The following is an 18,085-nucleotide window of genomic DNA, read 5'->3' as shown; positions in this document are numbered from 1 at the left end:
CAGGGACCGGGATCAGCGTTCGGCCACCCCGTAGAACAGCTCCTCCACCACGGCCCGCGCCCGGCGGGCCGTCCGCCGGTACGCGTCGAGCATGTCGCCGACGTGGCCCGGGCCGTAGCCCAGGTACCGCCCCACGGCGGCCAGTTCACGGGAGTCCGTGGGGAACGTGTCCCCGGCCCGGCCGCGGACCAGCATCACCGCGTTGCGGACGCGGGTCGCGAGGACCCAGGCCTCGTCCAGGATCGCCGCGTCCTCGTCCGTGATGAGCCCGGCCGCGCGGGCGGCCGCCAGGGCCTCGCGGGTGCGGGTGGTGCGCAGACCCGGCTCCGCCGAGCCGTGCCGCAGCTGCAGCAGCTGGACGGTCCACTCCACGTCGGACAGGCCGCCCGGACCGAGCTTGGCGTGCAGTTTCGGGTCGGCCCCGCGCGGCAGCCGCTCGGACTCCATCCGGGCCTTAAGCCGCCGGATCTCCCGCACGGCCTCGTCGGCGAGCCCGTCCGCCGGATAGCGCAGCGGGTCGATCAGCTCGATGAAGCGGCGGCCCAGATCCTCGTCCCCGGCGACGGGTGCCGCCCGCAGCAGCGCGTGCGACTCCCACGTCAGCGACCACCGGCGGTAGTACGCCTCGTACGACGTGAGTGTGCGCACGAGCGGCCCGGACTTGCCCTCCGGGCGCAGGTCGGCGTCGATGAGCAGGGGCGGGTCGGCGCTGGGGAGCTGGAGCAGGCGGCGCATCTCGGAGACGACCTTGCCGGCCGCCTGGGAGGCCTCCCGCTCCTCGACGCCGTCGCGCGGCTCGTGCACGAACAGCACGTCCGCGTCGGAGCCGTAGCCCAGTTCGTGGCCGCCGAACCGGCCCATGCCGATGATCGCGAACCGGGTGGGCAGGTCCTCGCCCCAGCCGTCCCGGACGACCGCGCGGAGCGTGCCGGCCAGCGTCGCCGCGGTCAGGTCCGACACCGCCGCCCCGACCCGGTCCACCAGGGCGCCCTGGTCGGCCTCGGCGGGCTGCTCCTCGGTGCCGTAGGAGCCGACGATGTCGACGGCGGCCGTACGGAACAGTTCGCGGCGGCGCACACCACGGGCGGCCGTGACCGCCTGGGCGGCTCCGTCGGCCCGGTTCACGGCGGCGAGTATCTCCTGCTCCAGGTGGGCGCGGGACCGGGGTTCCAGACCGCCGCCGTCCCCGTCGCCGAGCAGCGCGACCGCCTCCGGGGCGCGCATCAGCAGGTCCGGCGCGAGGCGGCCGGCGGACAGCACCCGGGCGAGGTTCTGCGCGGCGGCGCCCTCGTCCCGCAGCAGGCGCAGGTACCAGGGCGTCTTGCCGAGCGCGTCCGACACCTTGCGGAAGTTGAGCAGGCCCGCGTCCGGATCGGCCGAGTCGGCGAACCAGCCCAGCATGACGGGCAGCAGGGTGCGCTGGATGGCGGCCTTGCGGGTGACGCCGGAGGCCAGCGCCTCCAGGTGGCGCAGCGCGGAGGCCGGATCGTCGTAGCCGAGGGCGACCAGGCGCTCCCGGGCCGCCTCGGCGCTCAGCCGGGCCTCGCCGGTGGCGAGCTGGGCGACCGCGTCGAGCAGCGGCCGGTAGAACAGCTTCTCGTGCAGGCGCCGTACGACGGTGGCGTGCCGGCGCCACTCGCGGTGCAGGTCGGCGACCGGGTCGGCGCGCAGGCCCAGGGAGCGGCCGATGCGGCGCAGCTCGGCCTCGTCCTCCGGGACGAGGTGGGTGCGCCGCAGCCGGAACAGCTGGATGCGGTGCTCCATGGAGCGCAGGAAGCGGTACGCCTCGTCGAGCTGGGCGGCGTCGGCCCGGCCCACGTAGCCGCCTGCGGCGAGGGCCTTGAGCGCGTCGAGGGTGGTGCCGCTGCGCAGCGAGGTGTCGGCGCGGCCGTGCACCAGCTGGAGCAGCTGCACGGCGAACTCGACGTCCCGCAGGCCGCCGGGGCCCAGCTTCAGTTGGCGGTCGACCTCGGCGGCGGGGATGTTCTCCACGACCCGGCGGCGCATCTTCTGCACGTCGGCGACGAAGTTCTCGCGCTCGGCGGCCTTCCACACCAGCGGCTGGACGGCGGCGACATACTCCTCGCCGAGGTCGAGGTCGCCGGCCACCGGGCGGGCCTTGAGCAGCGCCTGGAACTCCCAGGTCTTCGCCCAGCGCTGGTAGTAGGCGAGGTGGCTGGAGAGGGTCCGCACGAGCGGGCCGTTCCTGCCCTCGGGGCGGAGGTTGGCGTCCACGGGCCAGATGGAGCCCTCGACCGTCGTCTCCGAGCAGATCCGCATCATGTGCGAGGCGAGCCGGGTCGCGGCGCGGATCGCCTTGGTCTCGTCGGCCCCCTCGGCGGCCTCCCCGACGAAGATGACGTCCACGTCGGAGACGTAGTTCAGCTCGTGGCCGCCGCACTTGCCCATCGCGATGACGGCGAGCCGGCACAGCGCGGCGTCCTCGGGCGCGGCCTCCTCGGCCAGGGCGAGGGCGGCGCGCAGGGTGGCGGTGGCGAGGTCGGCCAGTTCGGCGGCGGACTCGGCGACACCGGTCGTGCCGCACACGTCCCGGGCGGCGATGGACAGCAGGCAGCGCCGGTAGGCGACGCGCAGGGAGACCGGGTCGGTGGCCCCCGCCAGTCCCGCCTCGAACTCCTCCACGCCGGGGTGCAGGTCCCGCGACTCGTACGTCACGAGGGCCTGCCAGTCCTCCGGGTGGCGGGTGAGGTGGTCGGCGAGGGCGGTGGAGGCGCCGAGCACGCCGAGCAGCCGGTCGCGCAGCGGCTTGGCCGCGATCAGGGTGTCGAGCAGTTCCCGGCGGGCGCCGGGGTTCGGCTGGGCCTCCAGCAGCCGGACCAGCCCGAGCAGCGCGAGATCGGGGTCGGCGGTCGCGCCGAGCGCCTCCAGCAGCACCGGGTCGTCGCGCAGCGGTGCGAGCTCGACGCTGTCCAGGAGCCGCTCGGCGGCGGAGGCGTCGGTGAAGCCGTGCCGCAGCAGCCGCGTGAAGGTACTGCTCCTGCGCCCCGGGGCCGCCGTCATCCGGGCCTCCCTCGCACTCTTCCTCGGACTTGCATCGGACTCGCATCGGATCAAGGTCGTACGGCTTTGAGCCTAACCGCACGGCCCGGGGGAAGCGCCGATGAGTTCGGTGGGCGGACGGGGTCTGCATCTGTGAGCACAGAGGTCGGGAGGACGCTCATGACCACCATGCACCCGGAAACCCGCCTGGACCGGCGCTACAGCGACGAGACGGCCGAGGCCACCGACTGGCGGGAGGCGCAGGCGCGGCTCGCGGCGGCGGAGCTGTTCTGGATCTCGACGGTACGACCGGACGGCCGCCCGCACGTCACCCCGCTGCCCGCGGTCTGGTCGGACGGCGCCCTGCACTTCTGCACGGGCCCGGAGGAACGCAAGGCGAGGAACCTCGCGGAGAACCCCCATGTCGTGCTCACCACCGGCACGAACACCTGGGACCAGGGCTACGACCTGGTGGTGGAGGGCGAGGCGAGGCGCGTGACCGACGACGCCCGGCTACGCGAACTGGCCGCGGCGTGGGAGGCGAAGTACGGCAGTGTCTGGCACTTCGAGGTACGGGAGGGCTATTTCCGCCACGGCTCGGGGCGAGCGGCCGTCTACTCGGTGGCGCCGCGCACGGTATTCGGCTTCGGTAAGGGGGAGCCGTTCAGCCAGACGCGGTGGCGGTTCACCTGATGCCTGACGAAGGAGTCACGCCATGGACTTCACCCTCGAAGTCGTCCCGCTGCCCGTCACCGACATCGACCGGGCCCGGGACTTCTACCGGGACAAGGTCGGCTTCCACGTGGACATCGACCAGGAGGTCATGCCCGGCATGCGGATCGTCCAGCTGACCCCTCCGGGTTCCGGCTGTTCGATCGCCCTCGGCGACTCCATCTGGCAGATGACCCCGGGTCCCACCCCCGCCCCCGGCTCCTACCAGGGCCTGCAGCTGTGTGTCGCCGACATCAAGGCGGCCCACGCGGAGCTGGTCGCCCGGGGCCTCGACGTCTCGGAGCCGGTCCAGTACGCACCGGACGACGGCGCCACGTTCATGCACTTCCGGGACCCGGACGGCAACGGGTGGGCGGTCCAGGAGTACCGGCGACGGGCGACGGAACCGCTCCACGAACTGCTGGCGACGCTGAAGCGGCAGCAGGGCTGATCCCCGGGAGGAGGCGCGGCGGCCGGCAACGGGTCCCTGGGCTCCTGCATCGAGCGGCTGGAACCGGAGGTGGCCGAGCCGCGGCGGGTGCCGGCGGAGGCCGCGGAGGCGCAGGAGAGCCGCCCGTCGGGGCCGGCGGTCGGCGACCGTCGGCCCCGTGCGGGTAATCAGCGGGAAGCCCGCCTGACCTGTCCTGTGCTTACAGCGCCGGAAGGTTCTTCCGCAGTTCGAACGCCGTGACCTCGCTGCGGTACTCCTCCCACTCCTGCCGCTTGTTCCGCAGGAAGAAGTCGAAGACGTGTTCGCCGAGGGTCTCGGCGACCAGGTCGCTGCGTTCCATCAGGGTCAGCGCCTCGCCGAGGTTCTGCGGGAGCGGCTCGATGCCCATCGCGCGGCGCTCGGCGTCGGAGAGGGCCCAGACGTCGTCCTCCGCGCCCGGCGGGAGTTCGTAGCCCTCCTCGATGCCCTTCAGGCCGGCGGCCAGGAGGACGGCGTAGGCCAGGTACGGGTTCGCGCCGGAGTCGAGGGAGCGGACCTCGACCCGGGCCGAGCCGGTCTTGCCGGGCTTGTACATCGGGACGCGGACCAGGGCCGAGCGGTTGTTGTGGCCCCAGCAGATGTACGACGGCGCCTCGCCGCCCGCGCCCGCCGTGCGCTCCGCGCCGCCCCAGATGCGCTTGTAGGAGTTGACCCACTGGTTGGTGACGGCGGAGATCTCCGCCGCGTGCCGCAGCAGGCCCGCGATGAAGGAGCGGCCCACCTTGGACAGCTGGTACTCCGAGCCGGACTCGTAGAAGGCGTTGCGGTCGCCCTCGAAGAGGGACAGGTGCGTGTGCATACCGCTGCCCGGGTGCTCGGAGAACGGCTTCGGCATGAACGTCGCGTGCACGCCCTGCTCCAGTGCCACCTGCTTCATGACCAGGCGGAACGTCATGACGTTGTCGGCCGTGGAGAGCGCGTCGGCGTAGCGCAGGTCGATCTCCTGCTGGCCGGGCGCGCCCTCGTGGTGGGAGAACTCGACCGAGATGCCCATCGACTCCAGCATCGTGATCGCCTGGCGGCGGAAGTCCATGCCGACGTTGGTCGGGGTGTGGTCGAAGTAGCCGGAGTTGTCGGCCGGGGTCGGGCGGGAGCCGTCCAGCGGGCGGTCCTTCAGCAGGAAGAACTCGATCTCCGGGTGCGTGTAGAACGTGAAGCCCAGGTCGGAGGCGCGGGCCAGGGCGCGCTTGAGCACGTAGCGCGGGTCGGCGAAGGACGGGGAGCCGTCCGGCATGAGGATGTCGCAGAACATGCGCGCCGTACCCGGGGCCTCCGCGCGCCAGGGCAGGATCTGGAAGGTCGACGGGTCCGGCTTGGCGATCATGTCGGACTCGTAGACCCGGGCGAAGCCCTCGATCGCGGAGCCGTCGAAGCCGATGCCCTCGTCGAAGGCCTGTTCCAGTTCGGCCGGGGCCACGGCGACGGACTTGAGGAAGCCCAGCACGTCCGTGAACCACAGGCGTACGAACCGGATGTCGCGCTCCTCCAAGGTCCGGAGCACGAACTCCTGCTGCTTGTCCATCTTCCGCTTCCCCATCCTTGCTGGTCAGGCCGCCTGTCTTCCGTACCACGGGAGGCGGTCGGGCACCTGAGCATCCCACCACACCACCATTTCGTACGCGTTGCGCACCATGATCGCCCGGCCGACCCGGGGTCGAACGCCTCACGTACGGCGGGTGAACTGCTCTTCCGCCCATAGTGCCTGCTCGCACCGACATCCGTAACGGCCGGTCCCCGCCGCTGCCCCGCCCACTTAATTTGCATCTCAGATGCAACTTTAAATAGCGTGCGCGGCAGCCGAGCATGGAGGAGCCCCCGATGCTGTCCGAGCAGTCCGCCACCACCGTCCGCGCCACCCTCCCCGCCGTCGGCGCGGCCCTCGGAACGATCACCGAGCGCTTCTACGCCGGACTGTTCGCGGCCCGTCCCGAACTGCTGCGCGACCTGTTCAACCGGGGCAACCAGGCCTCCGGCACCCAGCGGCAGGCGCTCGCCGGTTCCATAGCCGCCTTCGCCACGCACCTGCTGGACCATCCGGAGCAGCGGCCGGACGCGATGCTGCACCGCATCGCCCACAAGCACGCCTCGCTCGGCGTCACGCCCGAGCAGTACGGCATCGTCCACGAGTACCTGTTCGCCGCCATCGCCGACGTGCTGGGCGACGCCGTCACCCCCGAGGTCGCCGCCGCCTGGGACGAGGTCTACTGGCTGATGGCGAACGCCCTGATCGCCGTCGAGAAGCGGCTCGGCGATGAGCGCGGCGGCCCCGTCTGGCGGCCCTGGGAGGTCGTCGAGCGGGTCGCCGAGACCCCGGACGTCGCCACGTTCCGGCTGCGGCCCGCCGACGGCGGTCCGGTGCGGGAGTTCCTCGCCGGCCAGTACGTCTCCGTCCGCGTCGCCCTCCCGGACGGCGCCCGCCAGATACGGCAGTACAGCCTCTCCGGGGCGCCCGGCCCGGCCCTGAGGCAGATCAGCGTCAAACGCGTGCGGGGCGGCGGCACCCCCGACGGCGAGGTCTCGAACCACCTCCACGCGCGCGTGCGGGTGGGCGACGTCCTTCAGCTGTCCGAGCCGTACGGCGACCTCGTCCTGGACGCCGGCCCCGACACGCCCCTGCTGCTGGCCTCGGCGGGCATCGGCATCACCCCGATCACCGCGATGCTGGCCCACCTCGCCGACTCGGGCCACCGCGCCCCGGTCACCGTCGTCCACGGCGACCGCTCACCCGCCACGCACGCCCTGCGCGCCGACCTCGAGACCTACGCCGCCAAGCTGCCGGACTCGGCCGTCCACCTCTGGTATGAGCAGGACGCCCCCTCCGGGGCCCGCTCCGGGCTGGTCGACCTCACCGGTGTCCCGCTCGCCCCGGGCACGCGCGCGTACCTGTGCGGCCCGCTGCCCTTCATGCGCGCGGTCCGGTCCCGGCTGATCGCCGGGGGCGTGGCACCGGCCGACATCCACTACGAGGTCTTCGGGCCGGACCTCTGGCCGGCGGGACAGGTCTGAGAGTCAGGTGGGCCGGGGGCCGGGCTGCCCCGCGATCCCCAGCAGCAGCGCACCGGTCGGCTCCGCCACGATGTCCGCCACCGTGACCGGGTCCAGGGAGGCGAAGAACGCCTCCTGGGCCCGGCGCAGGGCGCCGCGCAGCCGGCAGGCGGAGTTCAGGGGGCAGGGGACGGGGCCCTCGCAGTCGACGACGTCGCCGTCGCCCTCGAAGGCGCGGACCACGGCGCCCACCGAGGCCGTCCGGCCCCGCTCGGTGAGGGTGAGGCCGCCGCCGCGGCCGCGCCGGGCCGCGAGCAGGCCCATGTGCTGGAGCTCGGCGACCACCTTCGCCAGGTGGGTGTAGGGCACGCCCATGCCCTCGGCGACCTCCCGGGTCGTCGGACTCGACTCGCCCGCGACGGCGAGCCGCATCAGGACCCGCAGGGCCAGGTCGGTGGAGCGCAGCAGCCGCATGCCCGCAGCGTAGGTAATGCGAATCCCCGGTTCAAATTATCCGGACCCTGACTTTCCGAGCTGTCGGGGAGCTGTCGGTGCCGTATCGATTCGGCCCATTCCCGCGGCCGCCCTACGAGACGCCCCGCCTCTCCCATTACGATCAGCCCACCCGACCGTCACTTTCCCCTCGAAGGACACCTCATGGGCTCGGCCAAGAAGAGCAGCACGGCACGCAAGGCGCGAATAGAGGAGATGCGGCGCGCCGAGCAGGCCCGTGAGCGCCGCAACCGGATCCTCACCATCGTGGCCAGCGTCGTGATCGTCGGCGGCCTGGTCGCCGGCGGCGTCGTGCTCGTGCGGTCCCAGGACGACAAGGGCAGTGACACCGCGGCGAGCGACTCCTCGGGCAAGGGCAAGTTCGTCACCGGCAAGGACGGCGTGAAGACCTGGGAGGGCAAGCTCTCCCGCAACCACGTCACCAAGGCCGTGAAGTACGCCTCCGAGCCGCCGGTCGGCGGCGACCACAACCAGGTGTGGATGAACTGCAACGGCGACGTCTACACCAAGGAGATCAACAACACCAACGCCGTGCACTCGCTGGAGCACGGCGCGGTGTGGGTGACGTACAACGCCGACGCGAAGAAGTCCGACGTCGACGCGCTCGCGGCGAAGGTGAAGAAGACGCCGTACACGCTGATGAGCCCGATGGACGACCAGAAGGACCCGATCATGCTCTCGGCGTGGGGCCACCAGCGCACGGTGACGGGCGCCGACGACCCGAACGTCGACAAGTTCTTCGAGAAGTTCGTCCAGGGCGAGCAGACGCCCGAGCCGGGTGCCGCCTGCACGAACGGGCTCTCGCAGTGAGGCACGTGGCTCTGATCGCCGGGGCCGCGGCGGCGGCGCTCGTCGCGGCCGGCGCGATCACCTACGCCGTCGCCGGGGACGACGGCGGCACCACGACCCCCTCCGCCGAGTCCGCAGACGCCGGGTTCGCGCGGGACATGGCGGTGCACCACCAGCAGGCCGTGGAGATGTCGTACATCGTGCGCGACCGCACGAAGGACGAGGAGGTGCGGCGCCTCGCGTACGACATCGCGCAGACGCAGGCCAACCAGCGCGGCATGATGCTGGGCTGGCTCGACCTGTGGGGCCTGCCCAAGGTGTCCTCCGAACCGCCGATGACCTGGATGGGCATGGGCGACATGGCCTCCGGCAAGGACGGCGCGCTGATGCCGGGCATGGCGACCAACACCGAGATGAAGAAGCTCGGCGAGCTCAGCGGGAAGCAGGCGGAGGTCTACTACCTCCAGTTGATGACGGACCATCACAAGGGCGGCATCCACATGGCCGAGGGCTGCGTGCGGAAGTGCCGGGTCGGCGTGGAGAAGCGGCTCGCGCAGGGCATGGTGGACGCGCAGCAGTCGGAGATCGGCCTGATGACGGACCTGCTCAAGGCCCGGGGCGCCGCGCCGCGCTCCTAGGGCGTAAGCCTCAAATCGCCTTTGCCAGCGGCTTCTTGGGGTCTTCTTGGCCTCGGTAGAACGCTTCTTGGGTTTCGCATTCCCCTTGCATGAACGGTTCGTCGAAAGAGTGGCGATCGTCGAGTGATCCACTCGCGACGAACCGCACAGGGGGTTCCATGAGATCCAACCGCGCCACGGTGCGCGCCGGGGTGAGCATGGCAGTGACTCTGCCGATGCTCGCCGGCGCGCTGGCGCTCGGTATACCCGCGGCACAGGCGGCCGACCACCCGCTCCGCGACCTGCTGGCCGGGACCAAGCCCACGTGGGCCACGGCCAGGGCCGACAAGGGCGCCGCCTCCGACGGCGCTCAGATGTCGGCCCGGGTCTATCTCCAGGGCCGGGACGCCGCCGGCCTCGCCGCGTACGCGAAGGCCGTCTCCGACCCGGAGTCGGCCTCGTACGGCAAGTACCTGACCGCCAAGCAGGCCCAGGCCCGCTTCGGCGCGACCGAGGCTCAGGTGGCCGCCGTGAAGGCCTGGCTGACGGGGGCGGGCCTGAAGGTCACCGCCGTCACGAAGCACTACGTCTCCGTCACCGGTGACGTGGCCGCCGTCGAGAAGGCGTTCGGCACCCAGCTGCACGACTTCGCCAAGGGCTCGAAGACCTACCGCGCACCGGCGAGCACCGCCTCCGTGCCGGCGGAGCTGGCCGGCACCGTGCTGACCGTGACCGGCCTGGACAACGCTCCGCACATGGTCAAGCATGACGACCAACTGCCGCCGCCGGAGACCGTGTTCCGCAACGCCGGGCCGTTCTCCTCGTACTACGGCTCGAAGACCGCGACCACGCTGCCGGACGCGTACGGCACGAAGATCCCGTACGTGGTCAAGGGCTACACCGGCAAGCAGCTGCGGGCCGCCTACGGCGCGGGCAAGCGCACCGGCAAGGGCGTCCGGGTGGCCATCACCGACGCGTACGCCTCGCCGACGATCGCCTACGACGCCGGCACCTACGCCAAGCGCAACGGCGACGCGGCGTGGAAGACGGGCCAGCTGCACCAGGTGCTGCCGGACCAGTACCGGTACACCAAGGACTGCTCGGCCGCCGGCTGGTACGGCGAGGAGACCCTGGACGTCGAGGCCGTGCACGCGGTCGCCCCGGCCGCGGACGTCACGTACGTGGGCGCCGCGTCCTGCACGGACGGCGACCTGCTCGACGCGCTCGGCAAGGTCGTCGACAACCACCTGGCCGACATCGTCTCCAACTCCTGGGGCGAGGTGGAGGCCGCCCAGACCCCCGACCTCGCGGCCGCCTACGACCAGGTGTTCCAGCTGGGCGCGGTCGAGGGCATCGGCTTCTACTTCTCCTCCGGTGACAACGGCGACGAGGTCGCCAGCTCCGGGACGAAGCAGGTCGACCTCCCGGCCGACTCGGCGTGGGTCACCGCCGTCGGCGGCACCTCGCTGGCCGTCGGCAAGAACGACACCTACCTGTGGGAGACCGGCTGGGGCACCGAGAAGGCGACCCTGTCGGCCGACGGCAAGAGCTGGACGGACTTCCCCGGCGCCTTCACCTCCGGCGCGGGCGGCGGCACCAGCAAGACGGTCGCCGAGCCCTCCTACCAGCAGGGTGTGGTGCCGGACGCGCTGGCGAAGGCCAACAGCGCGGGCGGCAACCGGGTCGTCCCGGACATCGCGGCCATCGCCGACCCGAACACCGGCTTCCTGGTGGGGCAGACGCAGACCCTGCCCGACGGGAAGACACAGGCGTACAGCGAGTACCGCATCGGCGGCACCTCGCTCGCCGCGCCGACCGTCGCTGCCATCCAGGCCCTCGCCCAGGAGGCCCGCGGCAAGGCGATCGGCTTCGCCAACCCGGCGATCTACGCCAAGTACGGCTCGAAGGTCTACCACGACGTCACCGACAACCCGACGGGCAAGGGTCTCGCCGTGGCACGGGTCGACTACCACAACGGCTACGACGCGACGGGCGGTCTCGACACGTCCGTGCGCAGCCTGGGCAAGGACAGCTCGCTGAAGGCCGTCAAGGGCTACGACGACGTCACCGGCGTGGGCACGCCCGCGAACGGTTACGTCGAGTCGTACCGGCGCCGCTGACCACCGCAAGGGGATCGGGGTGGTGTGGGGTGACCCACACCACCCCATTGCGTCGCTCTGACGATTACACTGGGCCCGTGCCTCAACTACGTCTCGCCCTGAACCAGATCGACTCGAGCGTCGGCGACCTCGCCGGGAACGCGGAGTCGATCGTCCGCTGGACCCGGCACTCCGCCGAGCAGGGAGCGCATCTCGTCGCGTTCCCGGAGATGGTGCTGACCGGGTACCCCGTCGAGGACCTGGCCCTCAGGTCGTCCTTCGTGGAGGCCTCCCGCGCGGCGCTCAGGAGTCTCGCCGCCCGCCTGGCCGCCGAGGGCTTCGGTGAGCTGCCGGTCGTCGTCGGCTACCTCGACCGCTGCGAGACCGCGCAGCCGAAGTACGGCCAGCCGGCCGGCGCTCCGCAGAACGCGGGCGCGGTGCTGTACCGCGGCGAGGTGGTCCTGAACTTCGCCAAGCACCACCTGCCGAACTACGGCGTCTTCGACGAGTTCCGCTACTTCGTGCCCGGCGACAGCATGCCGGTCCTGCGCGTCCACGGCGTGGACGTCGCCCTCGCCATCTGCGAGGACCTCTGGCAGGACGGCGGCCGCGTCCCCGCCGCCCGTTCGGCGAAGGCGGGCCTGCTGCTCTCGATCAACGCCTCCCCCTACGAGCGCGACAAGGACGACACGCGCCTGGAGCTGGTCCGCAAGCGGGCCCAGGAGGCCGGCTGCACCACGGCGTACCTCGCCATGATCGGCGGCCAGGACGAGCTGGTCTTCGACGGCGACTCCATCGTCGTCGACAAGGACGGCGAGGTCGTGGCGCGGGCGCCGCAGTTCGCCGAGGGCTGCGTGGTCCTGGACCTGGACCTGCCGGCGGCGGCCGCGGACGCCCCGACGGGCGTGGTCGACGACGGTCTGCGCATCGACCGCGTGGTGCTGTCGGAGGAGCCGCTGCCCGCGTACGAGCCCGAGCTGACGGGCGGCTACGCGGAGCGCCTGGACGACGACGAGGAGATCTACTCGGCGCTGGTCGTGGGCCTGCGGGCGTACGTCGCGAAGAACGGCTTCACGTCCGTCCTGATCGGCCTGTCGGGCGGCATCGACTCCTCGCTGGTCGCGGCGATCGCGTGCGACGCGCTGGGCGCGCAGAACGTGTACGGCGTGTCGATGCCGTCGAAGTACTCCTCGGACCACTCCAAGGACGACGCCGCCGAGCTGGCCCGCCGCACGGGCCTGAACTACCGCACGGTCGCCATCGAGCCGATGTTCGACGCGTACATGGGCTCGCTGGGCCTGACGGGCCTGGCGGAGGAGAACCTCCAGTCGCGCCTGCGCGGCACGCTGCTCATGGCGATCTCCAACCAGGAGGGTCACATCGTCCTGGCCCCCGGCAACAAGTCGGAACTGGCGGTCGGCTACTCGACGCTCTACGGCGACTCCGTCGGCGCGTACGGCCCCATCAAGGACGTCTACAAGACGTCGGTCTTCCGCCTGGCCGAGTGGCGCAACCGGGCCGCCCGGGAACGCGGCCAGACCCCGCCGATCCCCGAGAACTCCATCACCAAGCCCCCGAGCGCGGAACTCCGCCCGGGCCAGGTCGACACGGACTCGCTGCCGGACTACCCGGTGCTGGACGCGCTCCTGGAGCTGTACGTCGACCGCGACCGGGGCGCGGACGAGATCGTGGCGGCCGGCTACGACCGGGAGCTGGTCGCGAAGACGCTGCGCATGGTCGACACGGCCGAGTACAAGCGGCGCCAGTACCCGCCGGGCACGAAGATCTCCCCGAAGGGCTTCGGCAAGGACCGGCGGCTGCCGATCACGAACGGCTGGCGGGAGTCGGTCTGACGGGTCCGAGGTCCCTCGGGGACCTCGGACCCGTGTGCCGGTGTCACCGTCACAGCGACGCCGTCTCCGAGGCGGTCGCCCACACGAACCCGTCCGGGTCGGTGAACGGCCCGGTGTCGCCGTGGATCGTGAGCCGGTGCGAGCCGGTGCCCTCGGGGGACACGCCGGCGACCTTGGCGAGGCCGCGGCGCTTGTACAGCGCCAGCTTGACGGGGGCCGACTCGGTGGCGAACTCGACGTACTTGCCGCCGAAGCTCTTGCCGACCGTGAGGCCGTGCTCGACGTAGAACCGCTTGCTGGCCTTCACGTCCTCGACGCCGAGCAGGAGCACCAGCTCGTCGAAGCGCCGGGTCGCCGGGCCGGTGTTCTTCTTCGACGAGGACGCGATCTGCCAGATCGTCCCGTCCGGGGCCTGGACGACGCCCCCGTAGCCCCAGAGCGACTTGGCGGCGGGCTTCAGCGTCGTGGCGCCGGCCGCCACGGCCGCGTCGACGAGGGCGTCGACGTCGGCCGGCTGGGCCACGACGAGCGACAGCGTGAACCCGCGGAAGCCGGTGGTCGGCGCGTCCGAGGCCCGCAGGCGCACCTGGCCGCCCAGGCCGAAGGCGGTGCTGTAGAAGCGTTCGGCGGCCGTCGGGTCGGCCACCTCGAGGGTGACGGATGCGATGGAAGTCATGACTGCGACGCTAGCCGCGCTCCCGGGAACCGGCTTCTCGAATCCTGACCAGCCGCCGCTGATCAGGCGGACCCCAGCGGGAGCTCGGCCAGCTCGGCCAGGACCCGGGCCGCCGGTGCCGGGGCGGTCAGCCACTTCAGGTGGCTGCCTTCGAGGGTGCGGACGTCGTAGGGGTTGTCCGGTGTCAGCGCGTCGCCCTCGCGGATCAGCCGGTCCTGGAGGGCGAGCGGCAGACTCGCGTCCCCGGCCAGGCGCACGTAGGTCTTCGGGATGCGGCCCCACGTCGCGGCCTGCGCCCGGTCGGCGGAGGTGCCGACGTCCAGGTTCTCGTCGGGCTGGAAGGTGTTGAGGAAGGTCAGGAACTCGTCGTCGGTGCCATCGGCGAGGAAGGCCGCCTTGAGCGCCGCGAGGGCCTTCGGGTCCGAGGTGCGGAAGTTGACGCGCAGCAGGCCGAGTTCGGCCGGGTTGCCGACCATGGCCAGACCCAGCGACGCGGCGTCGACCGTGGCCATCTCGGGCTCGGCGTAGTAGTCGCCGACGTCCAGGGCGACGGGGCACCAGGCCGCCACGTAGACGATGCGGTCGATCAGGTCCGGCCGGGCGTTGGCCGCGGCGGTGGCCGTGACGCCGCCCCGGCTGTGGGAGACCAGGATCACCGGCCCGTTCTCCTTGGCCCGCTCCAGGACGCCGATCAGGTGCGCGGTGTTGTCGGCGAGGGTGACGCCCTTGATCGAGCCGGGCGCGGTGGCGAGGCCGTCGAGATCCTGCGGCGCCTGGTAGGCACGCGGGTAGCTCGCCCCGAAGCCGTGGCCGGGCAGGTCGACGGCGACCGAGCGGTGGCCGAGGAGGCCGAGTTCGGCCTGGAGGGGGGCGAAGGAGAAGGAGTTCGCGAAGGCGCCGTGGACCAGCACGAAGGTCGGCGGTATCTGACTGCTCATTCTCGGGGACACTACGCAACGCAAGATCACCAGTGCAACGGGTACACATCGTTCCGCTTGTGCCCTGTCACCGCCTTGAACCGGTGGCCGCATCGACTTCGACACCGACCGACGAAGCGGCAGCCCGTAGGACCCTCCCTACGGACTGCCGCCCGGGAATCACCGCGCCGGCGGTCAGTGGTGCACGGTTTCCGCCTCCTGCGGGACATGGCTCGCCACGACCCGCTCGCGTCCGGCGACCGGAGCCCGGCGGCGGTCCACCACCGCGGCCAGGGATGCCACGCCCAGGCCGAGGACGGCCAGGGCCGCTCCGGCCAGGGCCGGGGAGGTGACGCCGAGGCCCGCGGCCAGGGCGAGTCCGCCGATCCAGGCGCCGCCGGCGTTGGCCAGGTTGAAGGCGGCCTGGTTGGCGGAGGAGGCCAGGGACGGGGCCGACGAGGCCTTCTCCATGACCATCAGCTGGAGCGGGGAGCCGGTGGCGAAGGCCGCCATGCCGAGCAGGACCACCGCGACGGCGGCGGTGAGTTCCGTGCGCATCAGCAGCGGGAACAGCGCCAGGACCGCCACGAGGGAGGTCAGGCCGCCGAAGAGCGTGCCGCGCAGCGAGTGGTCGGCCAGCCGGCCGCCCAGCAGGTTGCCGGCGGTGGCGCCGACGCCGAACAGCGCCAGCAGCAGGGTGACGCTGGCGTCGGCGTAGCCGGCGGCGTCCGTGAGCATCGGCGTGATGTAGCTGTAGGCCGCGAAGAGCGCGCCGAAGCCCGCCACCGTCGTGCCGAGCGACAGCCAGACCGGGACGGAGCGCAGGGCGGCGAGTTCGCCGCGCAGGCCCTTGGCGGTGGCGTGCTCGTGGTCGTGCGGGATCAGGAACGCGAGCGCGGCGATGGCCACCAGGCCGATGGCGCTGACACCGAGGAAGGTCGCCCGCCAGCCGAGCTGCTGCCCCATGAGGGTCGCGACGGGCACACCCACGACGTTCGCGACCGTCAGGCCGAGGAACATCAGGGAGACCGAGCGCGCCTTGCGTTCGGGGGCGACCATGTTCGTCGCGACGACGGCGCCGACGCCGAAGAAGGCGCCGTGCGGCAGACCGCTCAGGAAGCGGGCGGCCAGCAGCCAGCCGTTGTCGGGCGCGAGGGCCGACAGGGCGTTGCCCGCGACGAAGAGTCCCATCAGCCCGATGAGGACCGTGCGGCGGGACATCTTGGCCGTGACCGCGGCCAGCAGCGGGGCGCCGATGACGACGCCGAGCGCGTACGCCGACACCAGATGGCCGGCGGCGGGTATGGAGATGTGCAGGTCGTCCGCGACATCGGGCAGCAGCCCCATCATCACGAACTCGGTGGTGCCGATGCCGAAGGCACCCACGGCGAGGGCGAGCAGGGCCAGGGGCATGAAGAACCTTTCGAGACTTGCGTGGAGATCCGTACGTCGTATGTTCAAGTACGGAACAAAGTCTCGCAGGCGCACTATTCCGCGAGGTGAACCCTTCGTTGCCGGATCCTGGCCGAACTGCCCTGACCTGCGGTTTTCAGGAACCGCTTGTGGCGACCTTCACACGGGCCGCGACGGGCAGATGGTCGCTGCCGGTCTGCGGGAGGGTCCAGGAACTCTCCGGCGTCAGACCCCGGACCATGATCTGGTCGATGCGTGCCATCGGGAACGACGCCGGCCAGCTGAACCCGAAGCCGTTGCCGGCCGCGCCCTGCGTGGAGCGCATCTGGGAGGTGACCGCGTTGAGCGCGCGGTCGTTCATGGTGCCGTTCAGGTCGCCGAGCAGGACGACGTTCCTCAGCGGCTCGTGGGCGATGGCCTCGCCCAGGTAGTCGGCGCTCCGGTCGCGCTGCCGGGCCGTGAAGCCGGCCTCCATCTTCACGCGCACCGACGGCAGATGGGCGACGTAGACCGCGACCTGCCCGGCCGGGGCGGTCACGGTGGCGCGCATGGCCCGGGTCCAGCCCAGGTCGATGTCGACGGCCCGCACATCGGTCAGCGGGTACTTGCTCCACACCCCGACCGTGCCCTGCACCGAGTGGTAGCGGTACGTCGACGCGAGTGCCTTCTCGTACGTCGGCACGGCGCTCGCGGTCAGCTCCTCCAGGGCGAGGACGTCCGCCCCGGAGGCGGCCACGTCACGGGCGGTGCCGGCCGGGTCGGGGTTGTCGGCGTTGACGTTGTGCGTGGCCACGGTGAGGTCGCCGCCAGTCCCGGTCTTGTCGCTGACCTGGCCGCCGAAGAGGTTCAGCCAGACCAGCGCCGGCAGCACCACCGCGATCAGCGCGGTCGCCGACTTGCGGAGCGCGGCGAGCAGGAGCAGCACCGGGACGAGGAGGCCCAGCCAGGGCAGGAAGGTCTCGGTGAGGCTGCCCAGGTTGCCGATCGTGTTCGGGATGCGCGAGTGCAGCACCATGATCACGGCCAGCAGCACCGCGCAGGTGGCCACGACGAGCCCGCGCCGCCAGATCCGTGGGTCGCCCCGCCAGGGCCCCAGCAGCCGGTCGAACAGGCGCCGAAGCCGGGTTCCCCGGTGCTCGGGCCCCGAGCCGCCGTTGTCCGTCTCCGTCATGTACGCCTGCTGCGCCATACCGTCGCCTCACTGCCTGCCGTGCACACCATCGCCCCCGTGTCTACGACCCTAGGGGATGATCCGTTCCGTTCCCGCCGTCCCTCGACGGCCGTACGGGGGCGATGACGTTCGAGTCGCCGCGGGGAGTTCCGATCAAGGCCACGGAAAGCGCGCTCTGTGACGAAACGCGCACACTAGGACTGCTGGGATGTCGAACTGACGGACGGTGAGCTGACGGGCCGCAGGCCGTCGAGGAGCGTGTCGACGACCTGTTCGGCGAGGTCGTCGGGCAGGTCGGCGTCGGGGCGCAGGACGGCCCGGACGAGGACCGGCGCGACGAACAGGTCGTTCAGCAGCTCGATGTCGACGTCCGCGCGCAGTTCGCCGTTCTCCTGGCCGCGGCGCAGGACCTCCAGCCCGAGGCGGCGGCGCGGTGCGATGACGGTGTTGTCGTAGGCCGCCCAGATCTTCGGGCTGCTCTTCATCTGGGCGTGCACGGTGTGCAGGATCGCCGACGAGCGGCTGGCCAGGCCGCGCCGGCGCACCTGTTCCAGCAGGACGACGAGGTCGTCGCGCATCGAGGTGCCGGGGAGCGGGGGGGCGGCGGGTTCGGCGGCGCGCAGGACGTCGACGAAGAGTTCCTCCTTGCCGCTCCAGCGGCGGTAGATGGTGGCCTTGCCGACGCCGGCGGTGCGGGCGATGCGCTCGATGGACAGCTCCGCCAGCGGCACGCCCTCCTCCAGGAGCTTCATCACGCCCTCGATGATGGCGTGCTCGACGGCCTCGCTTCTGGGGCGGCCCCGCGCGGGTCCGTCGGGGCGGGGGTGCCGTTCGGCGAGGCTCACGGGCTT

The 18,085-nt window shown here is 71.8% G+C and carries 16 protein-coding genes; 7 read left to right on the top strand and 9 right to left on the bottom strand.

From position 1 onward, the window contains the following. Nucleotides 1-12: 12 nt before the first annotated feature. The gene (locus tag ABZ386_RS03225; RefSeq protein ID WP_358963388.1) at nucleotides 13-3,021 is read right to left on the bottom strand and encodes a bifunctional [glutamine synthetase] adenylyltransferase/[glutamine synthetase]-adenylyl-L-tyrosine phosphorylase; all 3,009 of its coding nucleotides are present in this window, start codon (nucleotides 3,019-3,021) and stop codon (nucleotides 13-15) included. A 159-nt stretch (nucleotides 3,022-3,180) separates the two neighbouring features. On the opposite strand from ABZ386_RS03225, the gene ABZ386_RS03220 reads away from it, so the two are divergent. Further along, a complete protein-coding gene (locus tag ABZ386_RS03220) occupies nucleotides 3,181-3,693 on the top strand; it encodes a pyridoxamine 5'-phosphate oxidase family protein (RefSeq protein ID WP_355722257.1) in 513 nt (170 codons plus the stop codon). A gap of 22 nt (nucleotides 3,694-3,715) precedes the next feature. After that, nucleotides 3,716-4,162 carry a VOC family protein gene (locus ABZ386_RS03215; protein WP_114251757.1) on the top strand — a complete coding sequence of 149 codons (447 nt, stop codon included), beginning with the start codon at nucleotides 3,716-3,718 and terminating at the stop codon, nucleotides 4,160-4,162. A gap of 199 nt (nucleotides 4,163-4,361) precedes the next feature. Here ABZ386_RS03215 and glnA read toward each other — a convergent pair whose 3' ends face one another. Beyond that, nucleotides 4,362-5,723, bottom strand: a complete 1,362-nt coding sequence (glnA, locus tag ABZ386_RS03210; RefSeq protein WP_114257364.1) for a type I glutamate--ammonia ligase — start codon at nucleotides 5,721-5,723, stop codon at nucleotides 4,362-4,364. 296 nt (nucleotides 5,724-6,019) lie between these two features. Here glnA and ABZ386_RS03205 point away from each other — a divergent pair, with 296 nt between their 5' ends. Continuing rightward, nucleotides 6,020-7,207: a globin domain-containing protein gene (locus ABZ386_RS03205; RefSeq protein ID WP_358963385.1), complete on the top strand. Its 1,188-nt coding sequence runs from the start codon at nucleotides 6,020-6,022 to the stop codon at nucleotides 7,205-7,207. Between the two features lie 3 nt (nucleotides 7,208-7,210). Here ABZ386_RS03205 and ABZ386_RS03200 read toward each other — a convergent pair whose 3' ends face one another. Beyond that, nucleotides 7,211-7,660, bottom strand: a complete 450-nt coding sequence (locus ABZ386_RS03200; protein ID WP_356499690.1) for an Rrf2 family transcriptional regulator — start codon at nucleotides 7,658-7,660, stop codon at nucleotides 7,211-7,213. A gap of 183 nt (nucleotides 7,661-7,843) precedes the next feature. Between ABZ386_RS03200 and ABZ386_RS03195 the strand changes: the two genes are divergently transcribed. After that, the gene (locus ABZ386_RS03195) at nucleotides 7,844-8,509 is read left to right on the top strand and encodes a DUF3105 domain-containing protein (protein ID WP_355722265.1); all 666 of its coding nucleotides are present in this window, start codon (nucleotides 7,844-7,846) and stop codon (nucleotides 8,507-8,509) included. Then, a complete protein-coding gene (locus ABZ386_RS03190) occupies nucleotides 8,506-9,126 on the top strand; it encodes a DUF305 domain-containing protein (protein WP_114251766.1) in 621 nt (206 codons plus the stop codon). The genes ABZ386_RS03195 and ABZ386_RS03190 overlap by 4 nt, the downstream gene beginning before the upstream one ends. A gap of 10 nt (nucleotides 9,127-9,136) precedes the next feature. On the opposite strand, the gene ABZ386_RS03185 is transcribed toward ABZ386_RS03190, so the two are convergent. Continuing rightward, entirely contained in the window at nucleotides 9,137-9,325 is a 189-nt protein-coding gene (locus tag ABZ386_RS03185) for a hypothetical protein (protein WP_351333043.1), read from the bottom strand. Between ABZ386_RS03185 and ABZ386_RS03180 the strand changes: the two genes are divergently transcribed. Next, entirely contained in the window at nucleotides 9,285-11,225 is a 1,941-nt protein-coding gene (locus ABZ386_RS03180) for a S53 family peptidase (RefSeq protein ID WP_351332269.1), read from the top strand. The two genes, ABZ386_RS03185 and ABZ386_RS03180, sit on opposite strands and share 41 nt — an antisense overlap. Nucleotides 11,226-11,302: 77 nt before the next feature. Further along, complete coding sequence (locus ABZ386_RS03175; RefSeq protein WP_351332272.1) at nucleotides 11,303-13,057, top strand: NAD+ synthase; 1,755 nt, start codon at nucleotides 11,303-11,305, stop codon at nucleotides 13,055-13,057. A 49-nt stretch (nucleotides 13,058-13,106) separates the two neighbouring features. Here ABZ386_RS03175 and ABZ386_RS03170 read toward each other — a convergent pair whose 3' ends face one another. The 5 genes from ABZ386_RS03170 to ABZ386_RS03150 all read right to left on the bottom strand — a co-directional run bounded on the left by ABZ386_RS03170 (nucleotide 13,107) and on the right by ABZ386_RS03150 (nucleotide 18,079). Beyond that, a complete protein-coding gene (locus ABZ386_RS03170) occupies nucleotides 13,107-13,733 on the bottom strand; it encodes a glyoxalase (RefSeq protein WP_356616219.1) in 627 nt (208 codons plus the stop codon). A 62-nt stretch (nucleotides 13,734-13,795) separates the two neighbouring features. Then, on the bottom strand, nucleotides 13,796-14,671 hold the full coding sequence (locus ABZ386_RS03165; RefSeq protein WP_355723583.1) for an alpha/beta hydrolase: 876 nt from the start codon (nucleotides 14,669-14,671) through the stop codon (nucleotides 13,796-13,798). A 174-nt stretch (nucleotides 14,672-14,845) separates the two neighbouring features. After that, nucleotides 14,846-16,063 carry an MFS transporter gene (locus ABZ386_RS03160; protein ID WP_355723586.1) on the bottom strand — a complete coding sequence of 406 codons (1,218 nt, stop codon included), beginning with the start codon at nucleotides 16,061-16,063 and terminating at the stop codon, nucleotides 14,846-14,848. 136 nt (nucleotides 16,064-16,199) lie between these two features. After that, on the bottom strand, nucleotides 16,200-17,252 hold the full coding sequence (locus ABZ386_RS03155) for an endonuclease/exonuclease/phosphatase family protein (RefSeq protein WP_351332282.1): 1,053 nt from the start codon (nucleotides 17,250-17,252) through the stop codon (nucleotides 16,200-16,202). A gap of 176 nt (nucleotides 17,253-17,428) precedes the next feature. Then, nucleotides 17,429-18,079, bottom strand: a complete 651-nt coding sequence (locus ABZ386_RS03150; protein ID WP_355723592.1) for a TetR/AcrR family transcriptional regulator — start codon at nucleotides 18,077-18,079, stop codon at nucleotides 17,429-17,431. Between the last annotated feature and the right edge of the window lie 6 nt (nucleotides 18,080-18,085).

The organism is Streptomyces sp. NPDC006140 (genome assembly GCF_040628815.1).
Classification (GTDB): Bacteria; Actinomycetota; Actinomycetes; order Streptomycetales; family Streptomycetaceae; genus Streptomyces.
The sequence above is the reverse complement of the archived record's forward strand: the minus strand, read 5'-3'. Positions and strand labels throughout refer to the sequence as shown.

Bases quoted from the DNA above. Each gene is read 5' to 3' on its own strand.
- ABZ386_RS03225 (WP_358963388.1), bottom strand. From the start codon at position 3,021: ATGACGGCGGCCCCGGGGCGCAGGAGCAGTACCTTCACGCGGCTGCTG.
- ABZ386_RS03220 (WP_355722257.1), top strand. From the start codon at position 3,181: ATGACCACCATGCACCCGGAAACCCGCCTGGACCGGCGCTACAGCGAC.
- ABZ386_RS03215 (WP_114251757.1), top strand. From the start codon at position 3,716: ATGGACTTCACCCTCGAAGTCGTCCCGCTGCCCGTCACCGACATCGAC.
- glnA (WP_114257364.1), bottom strand. From the start codon at position 5,723: ATGGACAAGCAGCAGGAGTTCGTGCTCCGGACCTTGGAGGAGCGCGAC.
- ABZ386_RS03205 (WP_358963385.1), top strand. From the start codon at position 6,020: ATGCTGTCCGAGCAGTCCGCCACCACCGTCCGCGCCACCCTCCCCGCC.
- ABZ386_RS03200 (WP_356499690.1), bottom strand. From the start codon at position 7,660: ATGCGGCTGCTGCGCTCCACCGACCTGGCCCTGCGGGTCCTGATGCGG.
- ABZ386_RS03195 (WP_355722265.1), top strand. From the start codon at position 7,844: ATGGGCTCGGCCAAGAAGAGCAGCACGGCACGCAAGGCGCGAATAGAG.
- ABZ386_RS03180 (WP_351332269.1), top strand. From the start codon at position 9,285: ATGAGATCCAACCGCGCCACGGTGCGCGCCGGGGTGAGCATGGCAGTG.
- ABZ386_RS03185 (WP_351333043.1), bottom strand. From the start codon at position 9,325: ATGCTCACCCCGGCGCGCACCGTGGCGCGGTTGGATCTCATGGAACCC.
- ABZ386_RS03170 (WP_356616219.1), bottom strand. From the start codon at position 13,733: ATGACTTCCATCGCATCCGTCACCCTCGAGGTGGCCGACCCGACGGCC.
- ABZ386_RS03165 (WP_355723583.1), bottom strand. From the start codon at position 14,671: ATGAGCAGTCAGATACCGCCGACCTTCGTGCTGGTCCACGGCGCCTTC.
- ABZ386_RS03160 (WP_355723586.1), bottom strand. From the start codon at position 16,063: ATGCCCCTGGCCCTGCTCGCCCTCGCCGTGGGTGCCTTCGGCATCGGC.
- ABZ386_RS03155 (WP_351332282.1), bottom strand. From the start codon at position 17,252: ATGGCGCAGCAGGCGTACATGACGGAGACGGACAACGGCGGCTCGGGG.